Source organism: Mesorhizobium sp. P3_A8, assembly GCF_056402995.1.
Genome location: NZ_JBFUGI010000013.1, coordinates 218156 through 238419, shown reverse-complemented (window position 1 = coordinate 238419; position 20264 = coordinate 218156). Strand labels below are relative to the sequence as shown.

Sequence of the window (20264 nt, the reverse complement as noted above, 5' to 3'; positions counted from 1 at the left end):
TTCGATTGTCTCGACGCCGCGAATATGGGAAGTGAATGCGGCAAATGGCAACCCTAAGTCAAACCACGAATTCTCCAGCGGCTGAGTTGCGCACCATCATCATCACCGGTGCGTCCTCAGGCATAGGCGCCTATTGCGCGCGAGCGCTGAAGGCCGAGGGCTGGCGCGTGTTCGCCACGGCGCGCAAGCCGGAAGACATCGCTGCGCTGGAAACGGACGGCATCGAGGCTTTTTATCTCGACTACAGCGAACCGGACTCGATCGCCGCTTTGGTGGCTTCAGTGCTCGAGCGCACGGGTGGAAGGCTGGACGCGCTCTTCAACAATGGCGCCTACGCCCAGGCCGGCGCCGTCGAGGATCTGTCGGTGGCAGCGCTGAAAGAGCAGTTCGAGGTCAATTTCTTCGGTTGGCATGATCTCACCAGCCGTCTCGTGCCGGTGATGCGCCGCCAGGGCCATGGCCGCCTCGTCCATTGCTCATCGATCCTCGGCCTCGTGCCCGTGCGGTTCCGTGGCGCCTATTCGGCGTCGAAGCATGCACTCGAGGCGCTGATGCTCTGTCAGGGCCAGGAACTGGAAGGCAGCGGCGTCCATGTTTGCCTGATCGAACCGGGGCCGGTGAAATCGAAGATCGCCAGCAACGGCCTGCCCTGGTTCCTGAAAAACATCGACATCGAGAATTCCGTGCACAGCGCCGACTATGCCGCGCAGCTGGAGCGGCTGCGCGCCGGCGGCAGCCAGTCGGCGCTGAAGCCTGGGCCCGAAGTGGTCCATAAGGTTCTGCGCCATGCACTTCTGTCGCGGCGCCCGCGCCCGCACTATGTGGTAACGGTGCCGGCCAAGATCGCCGCTGCACTCAAGCGCATTCTGCCGGCATCGATACTCTACCGCCTGATGGCCAAACGCGCCTGAACGCGAAAACAACTGGAAACGCAACAATGGCAACCGTCTTCAACATCCTCGCCATTCTGGTCATGGCCGCCGTGGTGATCGTGCTGATCCGCGGCCTCATCAACATGATGCGTGGCGGTTCCGGCGTCACCTCGAACAAGCTGATGCAGGCACGTGTCATGCTGCAGGCCGTGGCGCTGGTGCTGATTCTGCTCGCGGTGTATTTCACCCGCAAGTGAGGATAGCGACCGTTCGGGAGGCGACGTGGTCAAGCTCAACAAGATCTACACCCGCACCGGTGACGATGGCACCACGGGTCTCGGCACCGGTGAGCGGCGGCTGAAATCCGACCTGCGGGTGGACGCCTACGGCACGGTCGACGAGGCCAATGCCTGTATCGGCATCGCTCGCGTCCACACGGCAACCAGCCATCCGGCGATCGATGCCATGCTGTCGCGCATCCAGAACGACCTTTTCGACCTCGGTGCCGATCTTGCGGTGCCCCACGACGGCAAACCGCTTGGCTATGAGCCGCTGCGCATCGTTGCCACGCAGACCGACCGAGTCGAAAAGGACATCGACCTGCTTAACAAGGATCTGCAGCCGCTCAAATCCTTCGTGCTCAACGGCGGCAGCCCGGCTGCGGCCGCCTTGCATCTCGCCCGCACGGTGGCGCGACGGGCTGAGCGGCTCATGGTGGCACTGGCTCAAAACCCGGGCGAGCACGTCAACCGCGACGGGCTGAAATACATCAACCGCGTTTCGGATTTCCTGTTTGTCGCCGCCCGGGCGGTCAATGACAACGGAAATGCCGACGTGCTATGGGTTCCCGGCAAGAACCGCTGAACGGATCGAAAGGCGGGAGGGGGCCCAGGCACGCATGTTCATCCCGCTTTATGACACCAACAGGCTGCGCCACATCCGCCTGCAATATGTGACGATCGGCCTGATCGTGGTCAACGCGCTGGTCTATTGTGCCACCGCCCTCGGTGGCGAGAACTTCACCAATGCCGCCGTACTCGGTCTCGGCTTCATTCCGTCCGTCGTCCATAACACGGCCGAACTCGACCCTCGCTTCGTCGTCATTCCCGAAGGCCTGAGCTACCTCACCTACTCCTTCCTGCATGCCGACATCTTCCACCTCGGCGGCAACATGCTGTTCCTGTGGGTGTTCGGCGACAATGTCGAGGATGCGCTCGGCCACATCCGCTACCTGATCTTCTACCTGCTCTGCGCCATCGCCGGCGCCGCCTTCCAGGGCCTCGTCGCCTGGGATTCGCAGGTGCCGCTGATCGGCGCCTCGGGCGCCATCGCCGGCGTGGTCGTCGCCTATCTGATCCTCTATCCCCGGGTGAAGGTCTGGGTGCTGGCCTTCGCCCGCATCCCCTTGCGCATTCCGGCCTTCATCCCGCTCATCCTGTGGGTGCTGTTCCAAATCGTCATGTTCGCCGCCGGTGGCGAGGACCAGATCTCCTGGGCCTGCCATATCGGCGGCATCATTGCCGGCGCCGTGCTGGTGCTTGTCCTGCGCAGCCGTGGCGTGCCGCTTTTTGCCGGCGCGGACGAGGATACCGTGGCTCCCACATCAAACCAGCCGTCGGTTGCAGCTGAATCAGCGGCGCCTGAACCGTCGGCCACCACGACGCGCTGGGGCCGGGGAAACCCTTCTGGCTCAAACTGAACCGATTTGAGCCGCTTCCAGCGTATTGACGTCAAGGGTTGCCCCAACTACGGAAACGTCTCCGTCTGAGCCCAAGGCGGGCAAAGACCAGAATTTCCATCCGGCCAGAATTCCGTCTGGCCGGAATTCAGTCAGGAATGTCGGCTTTCGACAACTCAGAACGGGCGCAGGCTGCTATAGCGCGCCCAACTAGCGTGAAGAGGTGACAGGCAAATGAAGATCCTTGTGCCCGTGAAGCGGGTTGTGGATGCGAACGTCAAGGTTCGCGTGAAGGCTGATGGTTCGGCGGTGGAACTCGCCAACGTCAAGATGGCGATGAACCCGTTCGACGAGATCGCGGTCGAAGAGGCGATCCGGCTCAAGGAAGCCGGCAAGGCCGAAGAGATCATCGTCGTTTCGATTGGCCCGCAGCAGGCGCAGGAAACCTTGCGCACCGCGCTCGCCATGGGCGCCGACCGCGCCATCCTGGTCAAGACCGACGAGCAGACCGAGCCGCTCGGCGTCGCCAAGGTGCTGAAGGGCGTCGTCGACGCCGAACAGCCCGGCCTCGTCATCCTCGGCAAGCAGGCGATCGACGACGACTCGAACCAGACCGGCCAGATGCTGGCCGCATTGCTCGGCTGGGCGCAGGGCACCTTCGCTTCCAAGGTCGTCCTCGACGGCGACAAGGCCAAGGTGACGCGCGAAGTCGACGGCGGCCTGCAGACGGTGGAACTGAAGATGCCGGCGATCATCACCGCCGACCTTCGCCTCAACCAGCCGCGCTATGCCTCGCTGCCCAACATCATGAAGGCCAAGAAGAAGCAGCTCGACGAGAAATCGCCCGCCGACTACGGCGCCGACGTCAAGCCGCGCCTGAAAGTGATCAAGACCGAGGAGCCGAGCGGCCGCAAGGCGGGCGTCAAGGTCAAGAGCGTCGCCGAACTGGTCGACAAGCTCAAGAACGAAGCCGGCGTGCTCTGAGATCGGAAGGAACAGATAAAATGGCAATTCTCCTCATCGCAGAACACGACAACGCAACGCTTTCCGACCAGACCGCCAAGGCGCTTTCAGCGGCCCTGCAGATCGGCTCGGACGTGCATGTGCTGGTGGCCGGCAAGGGCGCCAAGGGCGCGGCCGACGCCGCCGCCAAGCTCAAGGGCGTGACCAAGGTGCTGCTCGCCGAAGCCGATGAACTCGCCGAGCGCCTCGCCGAACCGACCGCGGCACTCGTCGTATCGCTCGCCGGCGCTTACGACACCATCATCGCCCCGGCGACCTCGTCGGGCAAGAACATCGCACCGCGCGTCGCCGCCCTGCTCGATGTCTCGCAGGTCTCCGAGATCATCGAAGTGGTGTCGCCTGATACCTTCAAGCGCCCGATCTATGCTGGCAACGCCATCCAGACCGTGCAGTCGACCGACCCCAAGAAAGTCATCACGGTGCGCACCGCCTCCTTCCAGGCAGCGCCCGAGGGCGGCTCGGCCGCGGTCGAGGCCGTCAAGGCGGCGGCCAATCCCGGCCTCTCCACCTTCGTCGAGAACAAGCTGTCGGACACTGATCGTCCGGAACTGACCTCGGCCAAGATCATCATTTCGGGTGGCCGTGCTCTCGGCTCCTCGGAAAAGTTCCAGGAGGTCATCTTGCCGGTTGCCGACAAGCTCGGTGCGGCGGTCGGCGCTTCGCGCGCGGCGGTCGACGCCGGCTATGCGCCCAACGACTGGCAGGTCGGCCAGACCGGCAAGGTCGTCGCCCCCGATCTCTACATCGCGGTCGGCATCTCCGGCGCCATCCAGCATCTTGCCGGCATGAAGGATTCGAAGGTCATCGTCGCCATCAACAAGGACGAGGAGGCCCCAATCTTCCAGGTTGCCGACTATGGCCTCGTCGGCGATCTCTTCGTCATTCTGCCGGAGTTGCAGAAGGCGCTTTGACGCTTTCTGACAAAGCGTATTAAATGCTGGGGTGGGGTAGACGAAGTCGCCCCGCCCTTTTAGTTTGCACCGCACAAAAAGCAGGCTGCTAAAGCCTTTTGACGGGATCGGTGTAATGAGCAAGATCGAGACGATCGGCATCATCGGCGCGGGCCAGATGGGTGGGGGTATCGCCCATGTCTCCGCGCTTTCAGGATTCAAGGTCCTGATCTACGACATCTCACCCGACCGCATCGAGAAGGGTATCGCCACCATCAGCGGCAACATGGCCCGTCAGGTGGGCTCCGGCAAGCTTGACGAGAAGCTGCGCAACCAGGCGATGGCGCGCATCGGCTCAGCGCCGACGATGGCCGATCTGGCCGGCGCCGATCTGGTGATCGAGGCGGCAACCGAGGACGAGACGGTCAAGCGCAAGATCTACGCGCAGCTCTGTCCGCAGCTCAATCCCGAAGCCATCCTGGCGACCAACACCTCGTCGATCTCGATCACGCGGCTTGCCGCGCAGACCGACCGGCCGGAGCGCTTCATCGGCATACATTTCATGAACCCGGTGCCGCTGATGAAGCTGGTCGAACTGGTGCGCGGCATCGCCACCGAGGACCAGACCTTCGAGGCGGCCAAGACCTATGTGAAGCAGCTCGACAAGACGATCACGGTCTCGGAGGATTTCCCGGCCTTCATCGTCAACCGCATCCTGCTGCCGATGATCAACGAGGCGATCTACACGCTTTATGAGGGCGTCGGCTCGGTCGATGCCATCGATACCGCCATGCGGCTTGGCGCCAACCATCCCATGGGACCGCTGCAGCTGGCCGATTTCATCGGCCTCGATACCTGCCTGTCGATCATGCAGGTGCTGCATGACGGCCTGTCGGATTCAAAATACCGCCCCTGCCCGCTGCTGGTGAAATATGTCGAGGCCGGCTGGCTCGGCCGCAAGACTGGGCGCGGCTTCTACGACTATCGCGGCGAGCACCCGGTTCCGACGCGCTAAAGCAATTCCAGGAAAAGTGTGAAGCGGTTTTCCGTCCGGAATTGCGTCAAAAAGAGGTACGCGTCCGCTTATGACGCCGCGGCAAGCGGCGCGGGCGGTTCTGACCTGTCGTCGGTGATCCTGTCATCCGGCGCCACCGAAACGCACCCACGGCCGGCGGCCTTGGCCGCATAGCAGGCGGCGTCGGCCTTTGCGATGATCTCATCGACTTCACCGCAATTGGCGCAGATCGCCGCCAGCCCGATGCTGGCACCGATCGCGTGCGGCCGGCCGTCCCAAGTGAAGTCGAGCCCAGCTATCGCATCGATGATGGAGCGCGCCGCGATCCTGGCGCCGGCGGTCGAACCCGACTTCAGGATGACCGCGAATTCGTCGCCGCCCAGGCGCGCGACAATGTCCTCGGGCGCAAGCACGTCGCGCACGGCCTCGGCGACCCGCTTCAGCAAGGCGTCTCCGGCGGCGTGGCCACCGGTGTCGTTGACCAGTTTGAAATGATCGAGGTCGATGAACATGAACTGATGGCCGCTCACGGCCGTCGTGCCGTCCTTGCGCGCCTGATCGACCAATCCCTCCATGGTGCGGATGAAGCTCGAGCGATTGGCAAGGCCGGTCAGCGCATCATGCGCGGCGGCGTGAGCGAGCTGGCGCTGCAGGGCACGCGCATCGGTGAAGTCCTGGAAGACGATGACCAACCCGCAGAATTCGTTGCGCTCGTTCATGATCGGCGACACGACCTGACGGATGCTGCAGCGTGTGTCGTCGCGGCGGATCAACACCGCGCGGCTGTTCTGGTCGGAAGGCGCCTCCGCGCCGAGCGCCGGCCGTGTCACGCCGATCCTGTGACCCGTCTCCTCGTCGACCGCCCAATAGACATGGCCGAGCGTCTTGCCGAGGGCCGCCTCGCCGGAAACGCCGGTCAGCTTCTCGGCAACCGGGTTCATGAAGGTGACGCGGTTCGCCGCATCGGTACAGATAACGGCATCGCCGATCGACTGCAGCGTCACCCTCAGCCGCTCCTTCTCGTCGGCAAGCATTGCCGCCGATAAGATCAGGTGCTCTTCGGCTTCCTTGCGTCGGGTGATGTCGGTCAGGCTGCCGATCGCCCTGATCAGACGCCCGTCCCCGTCGCGCTCGATGGCTTTGCCGCGATCGAGGATCCAGACCCAGCGGCCATCCTTGTGGCGCATCCTGAACTCGGCTTCGAAAAACTCCGTCTTGCCGGCGAGATGCTCGCGATCCGCCGCGGCGACGGCCTCGCGATCGTCGGGATGAATCATCGTCATCCAATGGTCGGGATCGCCATCGAGTTCGCCGTCCTCATAGCCCAGCATCTTGACCCACGTTGAGGAGTAGGTCGTGCCGCCCCTGCGCATATTGAGATCCCAGACGCCCTGGCCGGCGCCCGCCAGCGCGAAATTCCAGCGTGTTTCGGCCTCAGCGATGCGCGCCTCGGCCTGCTTGCGCGCGTCGATGTCTTCGATCTGCGAGACGAGATAGAGCGGGCGACCGCTTTTCTCGTCGCGAATGACGGAGCCGGCGAGATGGCCCCAGACAGGTGTGCCGTCCTTCTTGAGGTAACGCTTCTCGAGGTGGAAGGCGTTGACCGTGCCCGCTTTGATGCCTTCCATGGTTTCGCGCCCGACATGCATGTCGTCAGGGTGCGTGATCTGGAAAAAGGTCAGCGCCTCGATCTCCTCGCGGCTGTAGCCAAGCATCGAGGCGAAGGCCGGATTGGTTTCGAGAATGCGCCCGTCGAGTCCGACAATGGCGATGCCGATCGCCGAATCCTGCATTGCCCGGCGGAAACGCTGCTCGCTCTGCGCGATCTGCCGCCGGTCGTCGAAGATGCGAACGACGAACAGACCGGTGAGGAAAAGCGCGCCGGCCGCAACGGCGACCGAAGCTTGAAGACAAAATCTGAGCGCCTCGGCGCCGAGGTCCAGCCTCGACAGCACGACCGAGACCGCCGCTACGGCAAGGCCGGCGACAAGCAACGCCGGTAAAGCTCGCCTGTGGAGCCCGATGAGTCCTGGTAATCTCACGATCCGTGCCACCCCCGTGGGCAATCGCTTTTTCCCGTTAAAACCCTGAAGGATCGATTTTAAGGAAAGGTTGCGTAGGGGGTACTGGCGACAGGAATAACCGGCAAACAATTGCCGGCATGATTAAGGATCGGTTTGCACGGGGTGTGGCCGCAGGTATCCTGCTACCAGCGCACGAAAAACCGTCCGCCAAGCGCGCCAAGCAAGGCAAGCGCCGCAATCGCGATCGTGTACCAGGTGGCGACGAAAAGCGGCGAATCGTCGAAACAATGCGCGGCATAGAAGGTCGCCGCCAAGCCGCCGGCGAGCAGCCCCGCCACCGCGCCGGCCAACACCGGCCGCGTCGGCGCGCCATAGCGCAGCATCCACAGGAAGATGGCCAGCGGGCCGATGCCGATCAGCGGGATGAAGCCCATGCAGATCATCATGTTGGAGCCGACCATGCGCGTGCCCCACAACGCCTCCGGCACCATGAAGAGTTCCAGGACCACCGCCACGGCCACCAGCAGAGGCGCGGCAAGCATCCCCGCCATCGCCAGACGTGTCGGGGCACCTGGCGTCGACAAAGCGCGGATAAGGGCGAAGGCGCTGATGGCCAGCACGATGGTGAAAACGAATTTCGACAGGAAGCGCATCGTGTGCGCGGCCACCATGAAGTCGGGGCGCGGGCCGATCGTCAGCAGGAAGACGACTGCCGCGATGACAATGGCCGCACCGGCAGCCAGCCACCAGGCCGAGCGCAATGGCATCGCCTTGCTGCCTGCATCGGCGTCGAGCGCCTTGATGAGATCCTCGGTCCTCATGTCATTCCCGCCCGAATCGCCCCTGCCCAAATCGCTTGGCTATGGCGGCAAGTCCGCGATGCAGCGACACACGCACCGCCGTCTCGCTGATGCCGAACTTCGCTGCCGTCTCGCCGATCGAGCGGCCTTCCACGGATACCGCCGAAACCACGGAACGCTGCGCCGGCGGCAGCCCGTCCAAGGCTCGATTGATGTCGCGCTCGCTGACGGTTTCGGTCTCCGGCTCGGCGAAGGTCTCCGCGATATCGTCGACATCGATCTCGATGCGCCGACCGCGCCGCCGGAACGCGTCGATCAGCTTGAAGCGGGCGATCGCATAGATCCACGGCAGCACCGGCGCGTCCTGGCGCCAAGTATGCCGTTTCACATGAATGGCCAGCAAGGTTTCCTGCACGACATCCTCGGGATCGACCCCGCCCTGTACGATCTTGCGCCGGACAAAGCCGCGCACGAGCGCGGCAATCCGGTGCAGAAAGTCGGCATAGGCCTTTTCATCTCCCGCGATCGCGGCCCGCATCAGCCGGGAAAGCTCGGCCTCGTCCTTGCCGCTCACAAGAGTTCACTCCCCGATTTTCGTGCCTCGGCACTGATTTGTTACGTGGCCGGCGAAATAATGTCCAAGCCAAACTACGGGCAAATCACGAAAGTTTGCGGGTCCTGAAGGCACAGCCGCATACCGGGTCACCTTAGAGGCCTTGCGATCACGCCTCGCGAGAAACCGTCAATCCATACCGCCATCACATGGAATTGTCCGCTTTGCGTCGAGCTTTGCGCCTCAGCGACCGATTGAAGCAGCCATCAATGTTGACTATGCCTGTCAGGTATCGATAGGTGCAGCGTGCAAAGACCAACGACATCGAGGATGACGCCATGAAATTCACCCTTTCCGCCCTTGCCGGTGCCGCCGCACTTGCAATCAGCCTGGCCGCCGGTCCGGCGATGGCCGAGGATGCCGGCATCATCGTCTATAACGCCCAGCATGAAAGCCTGGCCAAGGAATGGGCCGAAGGGTTCACCAAGGAAACCGGCATCAAGGTCACACTGCGCAATGGCGGCGACAGCGACTTCTCCAACCAGATCGTAGCCGAAGGGGCCGCCTCGCCCGCCGACGTGTTCCTGACGGAGAATTCACCCGCCATGGTGCTGGTCGAGAGCGCCGGCCTGTTCGCACCGGTCGATGCAGACACGCTGGCTCAGGTGCCGCAGGACTATCAGGCAGCCAGCGGCAAATGGGTGGGTGTGGCCGCGCGAAGCACCGTCTTTGCCTACAACACGACCAAGCTCAAGGCCGACCAGTTGCCCAAGTCGCTGCTCGACCTTGCCGACCCGAGCTGGAAGGGCCGCTGGGCCGCTTCGCCGTCGGGCGCCGATTTCCAGGCCATCGTCAGCGCGCTGCTGCAGCTCAAAGGTGAGGCCGCCACGGCGGACTGGCTGAAGGCGATGAAGGAGAACTTCACCGCCTACAAGGGCAACAGCACGGTGATGAAGGCGGTCAATGCCGGCGAGATCGAAGGCGGGGTGATCTACCACTATTACTACTTCGGCGATCAGGCCAAGACCGGCGAGAACAGCAAGAATGTCGCGCTGCATTATTTCAAGAACCAGGATCCGGGCGCTTTCGTCTCGGTCTCCGGTGGCGGCGTGCTGGCCTCGAGCAAGCATCCGAAGGAAGCCCAGGCCTTCCTGAAGTGGGTGACCGGCAAGGGCGGCCAGGATGTGCTGAAGAACGGAACCTCCTTCGAATACGCGGTCGGCAAGGATGCCGGGTCCAATCCGAAGCTGGTGCCGCTGGTTGATCTGCAGGCGCCGAAGGTCGACGCCACGACGCTGAACTCCAAGAAGGTCACCGACCTGATGACGGCAGCCGGCTTGCTTTAGTTGCCGTTCGTCCTGATAAGGACGTCAGACCGTGCTCCCGCGGGACCTTGCCCTTCCGCGGGAGCGTTTTATTTTCGAGATGGCCTTCGTCGATGACGACACGCTGCGTTCCTGACCGCCGACCGCGGTCCCTTGATTGCCGGCACCCCGCCGCAGCCGTGGGGCGTCCGAGCTGATGCAGCCCACGCTCGATCTCGCGCGCTCGGAGCTGCCGATGAAGATGCGTCGAAGGCCGCAGCGGCGGGCAGCATCCTGGCTTGTCACCGCCGCCATCTTCGTCTCGCTGCTCGCCCTTGTGCCGCTGGTCTTCATCATCTGGATCGCGGTGCAGACAGGCTGGGAGACGGTTTCGGCGCTGGTCTTCCGGCCGCGCGTCGGCGAACTGCTGGTCAACACCACGCTGCTGGTGCTGCTGGCCGTGCCGATCGCCATCGTTCTGTCTGTCGCGCTGGCCTGGCTGACCGAGCGCAGCGATCTGCCCGGCGCCAGGCTGTGGGCCTGGCTGTGCGTGGCGCCGCTCGCCATTCCCGCTTTCGTCCACTCCTATGCCTGGATCACCATGGTGCCCGGGCTGCACGGCCTGTGGGCCGGCGTGCTGGTGTCGGTGATCGCCTATTTCCCCTTCCTCTATCTGCCCATATCGGCGGCGCTGCGCCGTCTCGATCCGGCCCTGGAGGATGCCGCAGCAGCCCTTGGCCTTGGACCCTGGCGCGTCTTCTGGCGCGTCGTGGTGCCGCAGCTCAGGCTCGCCATTTGCGGCGGCTCGTTGCTGGTCGGACTGCATTTGCTGGCAGAATACGGCCTCTATGTCTTCATCCGCTTCGACACCTTCACCACGGCGATCGTCGACCAGTTCCAGTCGACCTTCAACGGACCGGCCGCCAACATGCTGGCCGGCGTGCTGGTGACCTGCTGCTTCGTGCTTCTGGGCCTCGAAGTGCTGGTGCGCGGCGAGGAGCGTTATGCCCGTGTCGGCTCCGGCGCGGCCCGCTACCAGCAACGCACACGCCTCGGGCGCGCCACCATACCGAGCCTGCTTATGGTTGTCGTCACCACGCTGCTGGCGCTTGGCGTACCGTTCGTCACCATCGGCCGCTGGCTCGTCGCCGGCGGCGCCGATGTCTGGCGTCTCGACGAGATCGGCCTGGCGCTCGGCCAGACACTGTTCCTGGCACTTGCCGGGGCCTTGCTTGCCACCGTCGCCGCCATGCCGATGGCTTGGATCTCGATCCGCGCGCCCGGGCCGTTGCAGCGCCTGCTGGAGGGTTGCAACTACATCGTCGGCTCGCTACCGGGTGTCGTCATCGCGCTGGCGCTGGTCACCATCACAGTGCGTATCGCCCTGCCGCTCTATCAGACGCTGTTCACCATCCTGGTCGCCTATGCCCTCATGTTCCTGCCGCGTGCCCTGGTCAGCCTGCGCGCCTCGATCGCCCAGGCCCCGGTCGAGCTCGAGCGCGCCGCGTCCAGCCTCGGCCGGCGTCCGCTCAACGCGCTATGGTCGACGACCATCCGCCTTTCGGCACCCGGTGCGGCGGCCGGCATGGCGCTTGTGGCGCTTGGCATCATGAACGAGCTGACCGCGACCCAGATGCTGGCACCGAACGGCACCCGCACACTGGCGATGGCGTTCTGGTCCTACAGCGGCGAGATCGACTACGCCTCGGCCGCCCCTTACGCCTTCATCATGGTGGCGATGTCGCTGCCCCTGACCTGGCTGCTCTATGTCCAGTCGAAACGGATGGCCGGACGATGAGCTTTCTCGAAATCAGCGGCCTTCACAAGCATTACGGCCCGGTCGCAGCCCTTGCCGGCGTCGACCTCAATGTCGCCAGCGGCAGCCGGACCGCGATCGTCGGACCCTCGGGTTGCGGCAAGACCACCTTGCTGCGGCTGATCGCTGGCTTCGAGGCCCCGGACCAGGGCCGCATCGTGCTCGACGGCGAGGTGCTGGCCAATGGCGGCGCCGCTGTCCCGGCACATCGCCGCGGCATCGGCGTGGTGGCGCAGGATGGCGCCTTGTTCCCGCATCTGACCATATCGGACAATATCGGTTTCGGCATGGGCCGGGGCGAGGACAAGCGCGCCGAGCGCATCGTCGAACTCGCCTATATCGTCGGGCTGGACAAGGCAATCCTCAAGCGCCGCCCGCACGAACTCTCCGGCGGTCAGCAGCAGCGCGTGGCCCTCGCCCGCGCCATGGCGATGAAGCCAAGGCTGATGCTGCTCGACGAGCCGTTCTCGGCCTTGGACACCGGTCTGCGCGCCTCGATGCGCAAGGCGGTGGCCGAACTGCTGGAGGCTGCCGGCATCACCACCATCCTGGTGACGCACGACCAGGCCGAGGCGCTGTCCTTCGCCGCCCAGGTGGCGGTGATGCGCGACGGCAAGTTCTCGCAGGTCGGCACCCCGCGCGATCTCTACCTCAAGCCGAAGGACAGGATGATCGCTGAGTTCCTCGGCGACGCCATCATCCTGCCGGCGAAGATAGCGGGCGGCTTCGCCAACTCGCCGCTCGGCCGCATCGCCGTCGACACCAATGAGAGCCGCGATATCGCCCGCATCATGCTGCGGCCGGAGCAGATCGCCCTGAAGAGAACATCGCGCGAAGGCATGTCGGGTACCACTGACATGCTGTTCGGTGAGGTGACGGAATCGGAATTCGCCGGCTCGACATGCACGATTGCGGTGCGGCTCCTGAACAATTCCGATCCGCCGGATGCCGCCGCGATCGGCAACACGCCGCTGATACTGCGCAAATCCGGGATGGACGCGCCGGCGGTCGGCGAGATCGTGCGGCTCACCGTGTCGGGAAAGGCGCATGTGTTCGCCTAAGCGGCGCGAAGGCGTTTCGACAATCAGAGCGCCGGCTCGGGGACGGACGCCTTGAAGACATCGAGGCGGCTTCCCGTCTCCGACGAGAAGAAATGCATGTCCTCAGGCGAAAACTTCAGGCCGACCGGGCTGCCGGGCTCGGGGTGGATAGCCTCCGACGTCATCACCGAAAACGGCGCGCCATCGAGATCGACATAGATGACCCGCCCCGCGCCCAGTTCCTCGACCAGGTCGACGGTGGCATTGAGCGCGCCCGCTGTGCCAGGCGCCACCAGCCGCACGGCTTCCGGTCGGATGCCCATTGCGACCTTCGTGCCGACCGGCAGACCGGCGCGTGTCATCGCCAGCCGCCGGCTGCCGCCGAGCAGCGACAGCCCGTCGAGTTCGGCAGTACCTTCGAGAATGTTCATCGCCGGCGCTCCGACGAAGGTGGCGACGAAGCGGCTGGCCGGGCGGGTGTAGATCTCACCTGGCGTACCAACCTGCTCGACCTTTCCGCCGTTCATGATCACCAGCCGATCAGCCAGCGTCATCGCCTCGACCTGGTCGTGGGTGACGAAGACGGAGGTGGCGTTCAGCCGGCGATGCAGCTTGCGGATTTCCGAGCGCATCTGGACACGCAGCTTGGCGTCGAGATTGGACAGTGGTTCGTCGAACAGGAACACTTTCGGCTCGCGGATCATGGCGCGGCCCATGGCGACGCGTTGCCGCTGGCCACCGGAAAGCGCCATCGGCTTGCGGTCGAGCAGATGTTCGAGCTCCAGCGTGCGCGCCACCGCCTGGATACGCTGTGTGCGTTCAGCAGCGGGAACACCGGCGACCTTGAGCGAATAGCCTATGTTCTGCGCCACGCTCATATGCGGATAAAGCGCGTAGTTCTGGAACACCATCGCGCAGCCGCGCTCGCGCGGTTCCAGTTTGTTGACGACGGTGCCGTCGATCACGATTGTGCCGCCGGAAATGTCTTCCAGCCCGGCGATCATTCTGAGCAGCGTGGACTTGCCGCAGCCGGACGGTCCCAGGATGACGACGAATTCCCCCGAGGCGAAGTCGAGGTCGACACCGTGCACGACCTGCGTCTTGGCGTAATTCTTCTTGACGCCGCGAATGGTGATGGAGGCCATTTTTTGTCTCCTGTTATTTCTCGGTGGCGATCAGGCCACGCACGATCCAGCGTTGCATGAGCACCACGACAAGCAGCGGCGGCAGCATGACGATCAGCGTTCCGGCCATGGCGATATGCCATTCCGGAGCACCGCCGACATTGGGGATCAGCTGCTTCAGTTCGGTCACCGCCGTCGCATGCGACTGGTCGGTGGTGATGAGCAGTGGCCACAGATACTGGTTCCACGCCCACAGGAACATGATGGTGCCGAGCGCCGCCATATTGTTGCGCGACAGCGGCAAAAGCACATCGATGAAGAAACGCAGTGGTCCCGCACCGTCCATGCGCGCCGCCTCGGTCAGTTCATCCGGCACGGTGAGGAAGAACTGCCGGTACAGGAACGTGCCGGTGGCCGTGGCGACCAACGGCAGGATAAGTCCGGGGTAGGAATTGAGCAGCCCGAGGCTGAGCGAGACCTGCACGCCCGACACCTTCTCGATCAGCCAGCTCAAGCCCGTCAAGTCGAGGATGGTCTGATAGGGCGACAGCACGTTGGCGACGACCGCGTAGGTCGGCACGATGCGCACTTCCAGCGGTAGCATCAGCGTGATGAAAACCAGCCAGAAGATGAACATCCGGCCGGGAAAGCGGAAATAGACGATCGAGAAGGCGGTGAGCGCCGAAATGATCACTTTGCCCGCCGCCACGCCGCCGGCGACGATAAAGCTGTTGAGCAGCTTGGGGCCGAGGTCCGCCGTGACCCATGCCGTCTTGATGTTGACCCAGAAGTCGCTGCCCGGCAGCAGCGACATCGGCACATCGTTGACATCCCGCAGGTTGTGCGACGCGGCGATGGCGACGACCACGAACGGCGCGACGCAGAAGACAAAACCGACGAACAGGATCAGATGCGTGAAGAAATTGAGGAATGGGGTGCGCTCTACCATGTCATCCTCACCCGTAGTGCACGCGCCGCTCGATGAAGCGGAACTGGAAGATGGTGAGCACGATGATGAGCAGCATCAGGATGATGCTCTGCGCGGCGGCGCCCGAATAATCCAAACCTTTGAAGCCGTCGGAATAGATCTTGTAGACCATCAGATTGGTCGCATTCGCCGGGCCGCCTGATGTCATGATGTCGACGATGCCGAAGGAATCCTGAAAACTCTCGGTGATGTTGATGACCAAAAGGAAGAAGATCGTCGGCGTGATCAGCGGGAACTGGATGTCCCAGAAACGCCTGATGACACCGGAGCCGTCCATCGCCGCCGCTTCGATCAGTGAACGCGGGATGGCCTGGAACGCGGCCAGGAAGAAAATGAAGTTGTAGCCGACATATTTCCACGAGAAGGCGACGATGATCGACGCCATGGCATCCGCGCCATCGAGACCCGGATCCCAGATCCCCGGCCACATCCGGTTGATGACGGAAAGGAACCCTGCCTCCGGCGCCAGGATAAAGCGGAACGCCAGCGCCAGCGCCGGTGCGGCGATGCCATAGGGCCAGATCAGCACGACCCGGTAGAGACGCGAGCCGGCAAGCTGCCGGTCGGTCAATGCGGCGAGCACCAGCGCAATGAACATCGCCAAACCGGTGCTGATCCCGGCAAAGACAAGGCTGGCGGTGATCGAGTTCCAGTAATCGGCGTTGGCCAGGATCGAGCGGAAGTTGTCGAGCCCGACCCAGATGTTGCCGCCACCCCAGGGCTGCTGCAGCGTCAGCGACCAGTACACCGCCTGGCCGGCCGGCCAGTAGAAGAACGTGAAGATCAGGAGCAGCTGCGGCACCGCGAAAAGGATGCCGATCGTCCAGCTGCTGAAAGTGACGCGTTTTTCCATCGGTCCGCCGATGCCGCTGAGCGGCCTGTCACGTTTGCATTAAATACGCGAAACAACCGCCCGTCGACTCGAAGCACAGGAGTCGACGGACGGCCTGAAAATTCCCAGCGATCAGGGCAGGGTCTTGCCCGGATAGGTCTGCTGGAAGCGGTCGAGGATGGCGTCGCCATTCTTGACCAGCGTGTCGAGGCCTTCCTGGACGCTGACCTTGTTGGCGAAGATCGCCTGCATCTGCGTGCCGAACTCGGCGCGGATCTGGGTGAAGTTGCCCAGCCGGATGCCGCGGGTGATTTCGGTCGGCTCGGACGCGGTCAGGCTGGCGATGGCGACTTCGCGACCCTTGTAGGGTGCCTTGTCGTAGAAGCCCTGGGCTTTCAGGTAATCGAAGCCCGACTTCGTCACCGGGATGTAGCCGGTGTTGGTCGACCAGAACAAGGCGGTCTTGGGATCGTGGATGAAGTTCAAGAAGGCAGCCGCGCCCTTGTATTCGGCATCCGACTTGCCGGAAAGCACCCACAGCGAAGCGCCGCCAACCAGCGAATTCTTGCGCTCCGTGCCGGCATAGACCGGCAGTTCCGCGACATCCCAGTTCATGCCTTCCTTCTGGGTCCTGCCGACCGTGCCGTGGTCGCCGACCGAGGTCAGGATGACCTGGCAGGTGCCCGAGGCGAAGGCTTGGACCATGTCCTGGCCGAGGTCTTTGGACTTGATCTTGATCAGACCGGCATCATACCACTTCTTGAGATCGGTGACGTACTGGACGAACTTGGTCTTGTTGACTTCCAGACGTGCGTCGAGGCCGTCATAGCCATTGTTCTTGGTCGCGATCGGCTGGTTGTGGAGCGCCGAGAACTGCTCCATCAGCTGCCAGCTTTCGTTGGCCGAGATGTTGATGGCCATCGGGCATTCATAGCCGGCATCTTTCATCGCCTTGAGGTCGGCGCCGACATCTTCCCAGGTCTTCGGCGCCTCGGTCTTGCCGATCTTGGCGAAGGCGTCCTTGTTCCAGTACATCAGCGGGGTCGAGGAATTGAACGGGAAGGAAAGCATCTCGCCCTTCGACGTCGCGTAGTAGCGCGCGATGCCGGGGAAATAGTCGGCGTAGTCGATCTTGTAGCCGTTTTCTTCCATCAGTTTGTCGGCGGGCTTGTAGGCGCCCGACAGCATCATCGTGGCGGTGCCGACATCATAGACCTGGACGACGGTCGGCTGCTTGCCTGCACGGAAGGCCGCGATGGTGTTCTGCAGCGTGGCGTCGTAATTGCCCTGGCTGGTGCAGACGACTTCATAGTCCGCCTGCGAGGCATTGAAGTTCTTGCACATCGTATCGACGACACGGGCGAGATCGCCCGAAAGGCCGAACCAGAAATCGAATTTTACCGGTTCCGCAGAGGCAGGCATCGCCAGCGCGGTGCTGAGCGCACCAGCGGCAAGGGCAGCAAAGCCCCGCTTGATCATAGTCATGGTTTTTCCCTCTTGAGTGGCTGGTGACAAGGGTCTTGCGCAAGTCCTTGCCGGCTCTCTTAGAGAAGGTATGTGACAGTTCTGTTGTGGCTCTCCGGCCTTTGCACAGCTGCTCGCTCCTCTCCCTCGGCGGCTTGGCCGGCATCAAAACTGCACACCGGCGTCTGAGGTAGCTAGGGCGACTGTCGAGGACGTAAAGACCATGATTATCCGGCTAAAGGGACGATGAAATGCTGTGCAGCAACTGACGGGCGTGCGCCGGGGCGGCACGCTCTGGTTGCAGGAAACCTTATCGATCCTTCAACAGCCAAGCAGTAATCAGTTATATTTCGTTTTTATTTCCAATGAGCTTTGGGGAAATAGGATGTTGACGGTCTACAATTGTATCGTGAACCAGCACGATCTGAGACTGGTCGCACTGGCCGCGCTGATCTGCGGAATTTCTTGTTTCTCTGCTGTCAGCCTGCTTCATCACATCAGCCGCTCGACGGACCGGAACCGACTTGCCTGGCTGATGATTGCGGCCACCTCGACCGGCTTCGGCATCTGGGCAACGCATTTCATCGCCATGCTTGCGTTCACGCCGGGGATACCCAGTGCCTACGATCCGTGGCTCTCCGTACTTTCGCTCGCTGGCTCGGTCGCGCTGACGGCGGCCGGCATGTGGATCGCCACCTTGCGCGACGAGTTCGAGTATCATCTCGTCGGCGGCGCCGTTCTGGGCGGCGGTATCGCGGCCATGCACTATATCGGCATGGCGGCATTCGAGGTCGAGGGCCGGGTCGAATGGAACCTGTTGCTTGTCGCCGTTTCCCTGCTGGCCGGTGTAACGCTAGCGGCGCTCGCGCTGCATGTCGTGCTGCGCCGCCCCTCCCTGGTAGCCACATCCGTCGGCGCGGTGCTTTTGACGCTGGCGATCTGCACCTTGCATTTCATCGGCATGGGTGCCGTCTCGATCTTTCCCGATTCCTCGATCGTCATATCCGAATACACGATCGAGCCGACCTCGCAGGCTTTCGCGGCAGCGGCCGCCACGCTGGTGATCCTGGTGCTGTCGGCATCGGCGCTTTGGATCGATCTGCGCTTCCGTCGCCAGAAGCTCGAGGTCGACCGCATGCACGGCCTGGCCAATGCCGCCGTGGAGGGCCTGATCGTCTGCGACGGCAACCGCATCGTCAGTGCCAATGACAGCATGGGCAAGCTGACCGGCACGCTGGCAGCAGCGCTGAATGGCATGGAACTGGGCGAGCTCTTTGACGAACACGCTGCAAGCGACGCGGCCAGCCTGGAGGGCCAGCCGTGGGAGGCGGAGTTGCGGAACCGCGATGGGACGCGAATTCCCGTCGAACTGATCGCCCGAAGCATCGACTATTGCGGCAAGCCCCACAACGTCATCGCCGTTCGCGACATCCGTGAACGCAAGAAGGCGGAGCAGGAGATCCTTCGCCTCGCTCATTTCGACCCGCTGACGGGACTCGCCAACCGCCGGTCCTTTTCCAGCCGTCTCGATCTGGAAATCGCATCCATGAAACGGGCCACCAGTGCCGACAAGGGCGTCAAAGGCCGGCATCTTGCGCTTCTGCTGTTCGACCTCGACCGCTTCAAGGAGGTGAACGACCTCTACGGGCACGGCGCCGGCGATGCGATGCTGCAGAAGGTGGCAAACTGCGCAGCCGGCGTTCTGCGCTACGGACAGATGCTTGCCCGCCTCGGCGGCGACGAATTCGCCATCATCGCTCCCAACCTGCCCGACCCGCAGGCGGCGGGCCGCATCGCAGGCTCACTGCTCGCCGCGATGCGCGACGAAAACCGGGCCGCGGTCGGCGGCGGCCTGGTCTCGGCCAGCATCGGCATCGCGATCTATCCGCTCGATGCCGAAGACCAGACCAGCCTGATCAGCCATGCCGATACGGCACTCTACCGCGCCAAGACCGAAGGCAGGGACACTTTCCGCTATTTCGAGGCGTCGATGGGCGCCGAGGCCCGCGACAAGCGCGTGATGGAACACGAATTGCGCCAGGCCGTCGTGCGTGGTGAATTCTACCTCGTCTACCAGCCGCAGAAGGAGATCAGCAGCGGCAAGATGCTTGGCTTCGAAGCCCTGATCCGCTGGCGCCATCCCGAACGCGGCGACGTTTCCCCCGCAATATTCATCCCGGTGGCCGAAGACAGCGGCGCCATTGGGCAGATTGGCGACTGGGTGCTCGACGCGGCCTGCGCGGAAGCCGCCCGCTGGGAAAATCCGCTGACGATCGCCGTCAACGTCTCCGCGGTACAACTTCACAATCCCAATTTCAGCCGCAAGGTACACGAGACCCTGCTGAAGACAGGTCTTGCCGCGACAAGGCTGGAACTCGAGATCACCGAAACCGCGCTGGTAAAGGACATGCCGCGTGCGCTGGCAAGCCTGCGGCAGGTCAAGGCGCTTGGCGTGCGCGTCGCCATGGACGATTTCGGAACCGGCTATTCCTCTCTCTCGAACCTGCGCGCCTTCCCCTTCGACAAGATCAAGATCGACTCCTCCTTCATCAAGGCGGTCGACACCAACGGCCAGGTCGCGGCGATCGTGCGCGCCGTGCTGGGGCTGGGACGCGGCCTTGGCCTGCCAGTTCTTGCCGAAGGTGTCGAGACGCTTGGCGAGCTGAAGTTCCTGGACGCCGAAGCCTGCGAGATCGGCCAGGGCTACTATCTCGGCAAGCCGGCGCCGATCGAGGCGTTCGACGACCTGACCGGCATGGGCAAGCGCGCTCCGGTGCGCGCCGCCAAACACAGGGATAGTGGCCTCGTATTGCTCAAGCCAAGCGTGCGCTCGGCCTGATC

The 20264-nt window shown here is 63.3% G+C and carries 18 protein-coding genes; 11 read left to right on the top strand and 7 right to left on the bottom strand.

The annotated features are described in order from the left end of the window. Positions 1-44: 44 nt before the first annotated feature. The 7 genes from AC1DX4_RS27950 (at position 45) to AC1DX4_RS27920 (ending at position 5478) form a co-directional block, all read left to right on the top strand. Complete coding sequence (locus AC1DX4_RS27950; RefSeq protein ID WP_477223373.1) at positions 45-911, top strand: SDR family oxidoreductase; 867 nt, start codon at positions 45-47, stop codon at positions 909-911. Positions 912-937: 26 nt separating this feature from the next. Beyond that, positions 938-1129 carry a twin transmembrane helix small protein gene (locus tag AC1DX4_RS27945; protein ID WP_027031242.1) on the top strand — a complete coding sequence of 64 codons (192 nt, stop codon included), beginning with the start codon at positions 938-940 and terminating at the stop codon, positions 1127-1129. A gap of 25 nt (positions 1130-1154) precedes the next feature. Beyond that, complete coding sequence (locus AC1DX4_RS27940) at positions 1155-1736, top strand: cob(I)yrinic acid a,c-diamide adenosyltransferase (protein ID WP_477223372.1); 582 nt, start codon at positions 1155-1157, stop codon at positions 1734-1736. A gap of 34 nt (positions 1737-1770) precedes the next feature. Further along, entirely contained in the window at positions 1771-2571 is an 801-nt protein-coding gene (locus tag AC1DX4_RS27935; RefSeq protein WP_477223371.1) for a rhomboid family intramembrane serine protease, read from the top strand. A gap of 213 nt (positions 2572-2784) precedes the next feature. After that, positions 2785-3534, top strand: a complete 750-nt coding sequence (locus AC1DX4_RS27930; RefSeq protein ID WP_258589156.1) for an electron transfer flavoprotein subunit beta/FixA family protein — start codon at positions 2785-2787, stop codon at positions 3532-3534. Positions 3535-3554: 20 nt separating this feature from the next. Then, positions 3555-4484, top strand: a complete 930-nt coding sequence (locus AC1DX4_RS27925) for an electron transfer flavoprotein subunit alpha/FixB family protein (protein ID WP_477223370.1) — start codon at positions 3555-3557, stop codon at positions 4482-4484. 115 nt (positions 4485-4599) lie between these two features. After that, a complete protein-coding gene (locus AC1DX4_RS27920; RefSeq protein WP_477223369.1) occupies positions 4600-5478 on the top strand; it encodes a 3-hydroxybutyryl-CoA dehydrogenase in 879 nt (292 codons plus the stop codon). 68 nt (positions 5479-5546) lie between these two features. On the opposite strand, the gene AC1DX4_RS27915 is transcribed toward AC1DX4_RS27920, so the two are convergent. From AC1DX4_RS27915 to AC1DX4_RS27905, 3 genes are all read right to left on the bottom strand, one after another. Next, positions 5547-7472 (bottom strand): PAS domain S-box protein, encoded by a 1926-nt coding sequence (locus tag AC1DX4_RS27915; protein WP_477223368.1) that lies wholly within the window; start codon positions 7470-7472, stop codon positions 5547-5549. A 212-nt stretch (positions 7473-7684) separates the two neighbouring features. Then, positions 7685-8323, bottom strand: coding sequence for an NrsF family protein (locus AC1DX4_RS27910; RefSeq protein WP_477223367.1), 639 nt, complete (start codon positions 8321-8323; stop codon positions 7685-7687). Between the two features lies 1 nt (position 8324). Beyond that, positions 8325-8876, bottom strand: a complete 552-nt coding sequence (locus tag AC1DX4_RS27905) for a sigma-70 family RNA polymerase sigma factor (protein WP_477223366.1) — start codon at positions 8874-8876, stop codon at positions 8325-8327. Between the two features lie 317 nt (positions 8877-9193). Here AC1DX4_RS27905 and AC1DX4_RS27900 point away from each other — a divergent pair, with 317 nt between their 5' ends. The 3 genes from AC1DX4_RS27900 (at position 9194) to AC1DX4_RS27890 (ending at position 13036) form a co-directional block, all read left to right on the top strand. Next, positions 9194-10201: an iron ABC transporter substrate-binding protein gene (locus tag AC1DX4_RS27900; RefSeq protein WP_477223365.1), complete on the top strand. Its 1008-nt coding sequence runs from the start codon at positions 9194-9196 to the stop codon at positions 10199-10201. A gap of 175 nt (positions 10202-10376) precedes the next feature. Further along, positions 10377-11957 (top strand): ABC transporter permease, encoded by a 1581-nt coding sequence (locus AC1DX4_RS27895; protein WP_477223364.1) that lies wholly within the window; start codon positions 10377-10379, stop codon positions 11955-11957. Continuing rightward, positions 11954-13036, top strand: a complete 1083-nt coding sequence (locus AC1DX4_RS27890; RefSeq protein ID WP_477223363.1) for an ABC transporter ATP-binding protein — start codon at positions 11954-11956, stop codon at positions 13034-13036. The genes AC1DX4_RS27895 and AC1DX4_RS27890 overlap by 4 nt, the downstream gene beginning before the upstream one ends. 23 nt (positions 13037-13059) lie before the next feature. On the opposite strand, the gene ugpC is transcribed toward AC1DX4_RS27890, so the two are convergent. The 4 genes from ugpC to AC1DX4_RS27870 form a co-directional block, all read right to left on the bottom strand. Beyond that, positions 13060-14160: a sn-glycerol-3-phosphate ABC transporter ATP-binding protein UgpC gene (ugpC, locus tag AC1DX4_RS27885; RefSeq protein WP_477223362.1), complete on the bottom strand. Its 1101-nt coding sequence runs from the start codon at positions 14158-14160 to the stop codon at positions 13060-13062. Positions 14161-14173: 13 nt separating this feature from the next. Beyond that, on the bottom strand, positions 14174-15088 hold the full coding sequence (locus AC1DX4_RS27880; RefSeq protein WP_477223361.1) for an ABC transporter permease subunit: 915 nt from the start codon (positions 15086-15088) through the stop codon (positions 14174-14176). Positions 15089-15095: 7 nt separating this feature from the next. Then, on the bottom strand, positions 15096-15980 hold the full coding sequence (locus tag AC1DX4_RS27875; protein WP_064992418.1) for a carbohydrate ABC transporter permease: 885 nt from the start codon (positions 15978-15980) through the stop codon (positions 15096-15098). Positions 15981-16091: 111 nt separating this feature from the next. Continuing rightward, positions 16092-17444: an extracellular solute-binding protein gene (locus tag AC1DX4_RS27870; RefSeq protein ID WP_477223360.1), complete on the bottom strand. Its 1353-nt coding sequence runs from the start codon at positions 17442-17444 to the stop codon at positions 16092-16094. 364 nt (positions 17445-17808) lie between these two features. On the opposite strand from AC1DX4_RS27870, the gene AC1DX4_RS27865 reads away from it, so the two are divergent. Next, on the top strand, positions 17809-20262 hold the full coding sequence (locus tag AC1DX4_RS27865; RefSeq protein ID WP_477223391.1) for a putative bifunctional diguanylate cyclase/phosphodiesterase: 2454 nt from the start codon (positions 17809-17811) through the stop codon (positions 20260-20262). The last annotated feature ends 2 nt before the right edge of the window (positions 20263-20264 follow it).

Coding starts and splice junctions, on each gene's coding strand:
- AC1DX4_RS27875 (WP_064992418.1), bottom strand. CDS start 15,980: ATGGAAAAACGCGTCACTTTCAGCAGCTGGACGATCGGCATCCTTTTC.
- AC1DX4_RS27945 (WP_027031242.1), top strand. CDS start 938: ATGGCAACCGTCTTCAACATCCTCGCCATTCTGGTCATGGCCGCCGTG.
- AC1DX4_RS27930 (WP_258589156.1), top strand. CDS start 2,785: ATGAAGATCCTTGTGCCCGTGAAGCGGGTTGTGGATGCGAACGTCAAG.
- AC1DX4_RS27920 (WP_477223369.1), top strand. CDS start 4,600: ATGAGCAAGATCGAGACGATCGGCATCATCGGCGCGGGCCAGATGGGT.
- AC1DX4_RS27935 (WP_477223371.1), top strand. CDS start 1,771: ATGTTCATCCCGCTTTATGACACCAACAGGCTGCGCCACATCCGCCTG.
- AC1DX4_RS27890 (WP_477223363.1), top strand. CDS start 11,954: ATGAGCTTTCTCGAAATCAGCGGCCTTCACAAGCATTACGGCCCGGTC.
- AC1DX4_RS27950 (WP_477223373.1), top strand. CDS start 45: ATGGCAACCCTAAGTCAAACCACGAATTCTCCAGCGGCTGAGTTGCGC.
- AC1DX4_RS27870 (WP_477223360.1), bottom strand. CDS start 17,444: ATGACTATGATCAAGCGGGGCTTTGCTGCCCTTGCCGCTGGTGCGCTC.
- AC1DX4_RS27925 (WP_477223370.1), top strand. CDS start 3,555: ATGGCAATTCTCCTCATCGCAGAACACGACAACGCAACGCTTTCCGAC.
- AC1DX4_RS27895 (WP_477223364.1), top strand. CDS start 10,377: ATGCAGCCCACGCTCGATCTCGCGCGCTCGGAGCTGCCGATGAAGATG.
- AC1DX4_RS27865 (WP_477223391.1), top strand. CDS start 17,809: ATGTTGACGGTCTACAATTGTATCGTGAACCAGCACGATCTGAGACTG.
- AC1DX4_RS27880 (WP_477223361.1), bottom strand. CDS start 15,088: ATGGTAGAGCGCACCCCATTCCTCAATTTCTTCACGCATCTGATCCTG.
- ugpC (WP_477223362.1), bottom strand. CDS start 14,160: ATGGCCTCCATCACCATTCGCGGCGTCAAGAAGAATTACGCCAAGACG.
- AC1DX4_RS27900 (WP_477223365.1), top strand. CDS start 9,194: ATGAAATTCACCCTTTCCGCCCTTGCCGGTGCCGCCGCACTTGCAATC.
- AC1DX4_RS27910 (WP_477223367.1), bottom strand. CDS start 8,323: ATGAGGACCGAGGATCTCATCAAGGCGCTCGACGCCGATGCAGGCAGC.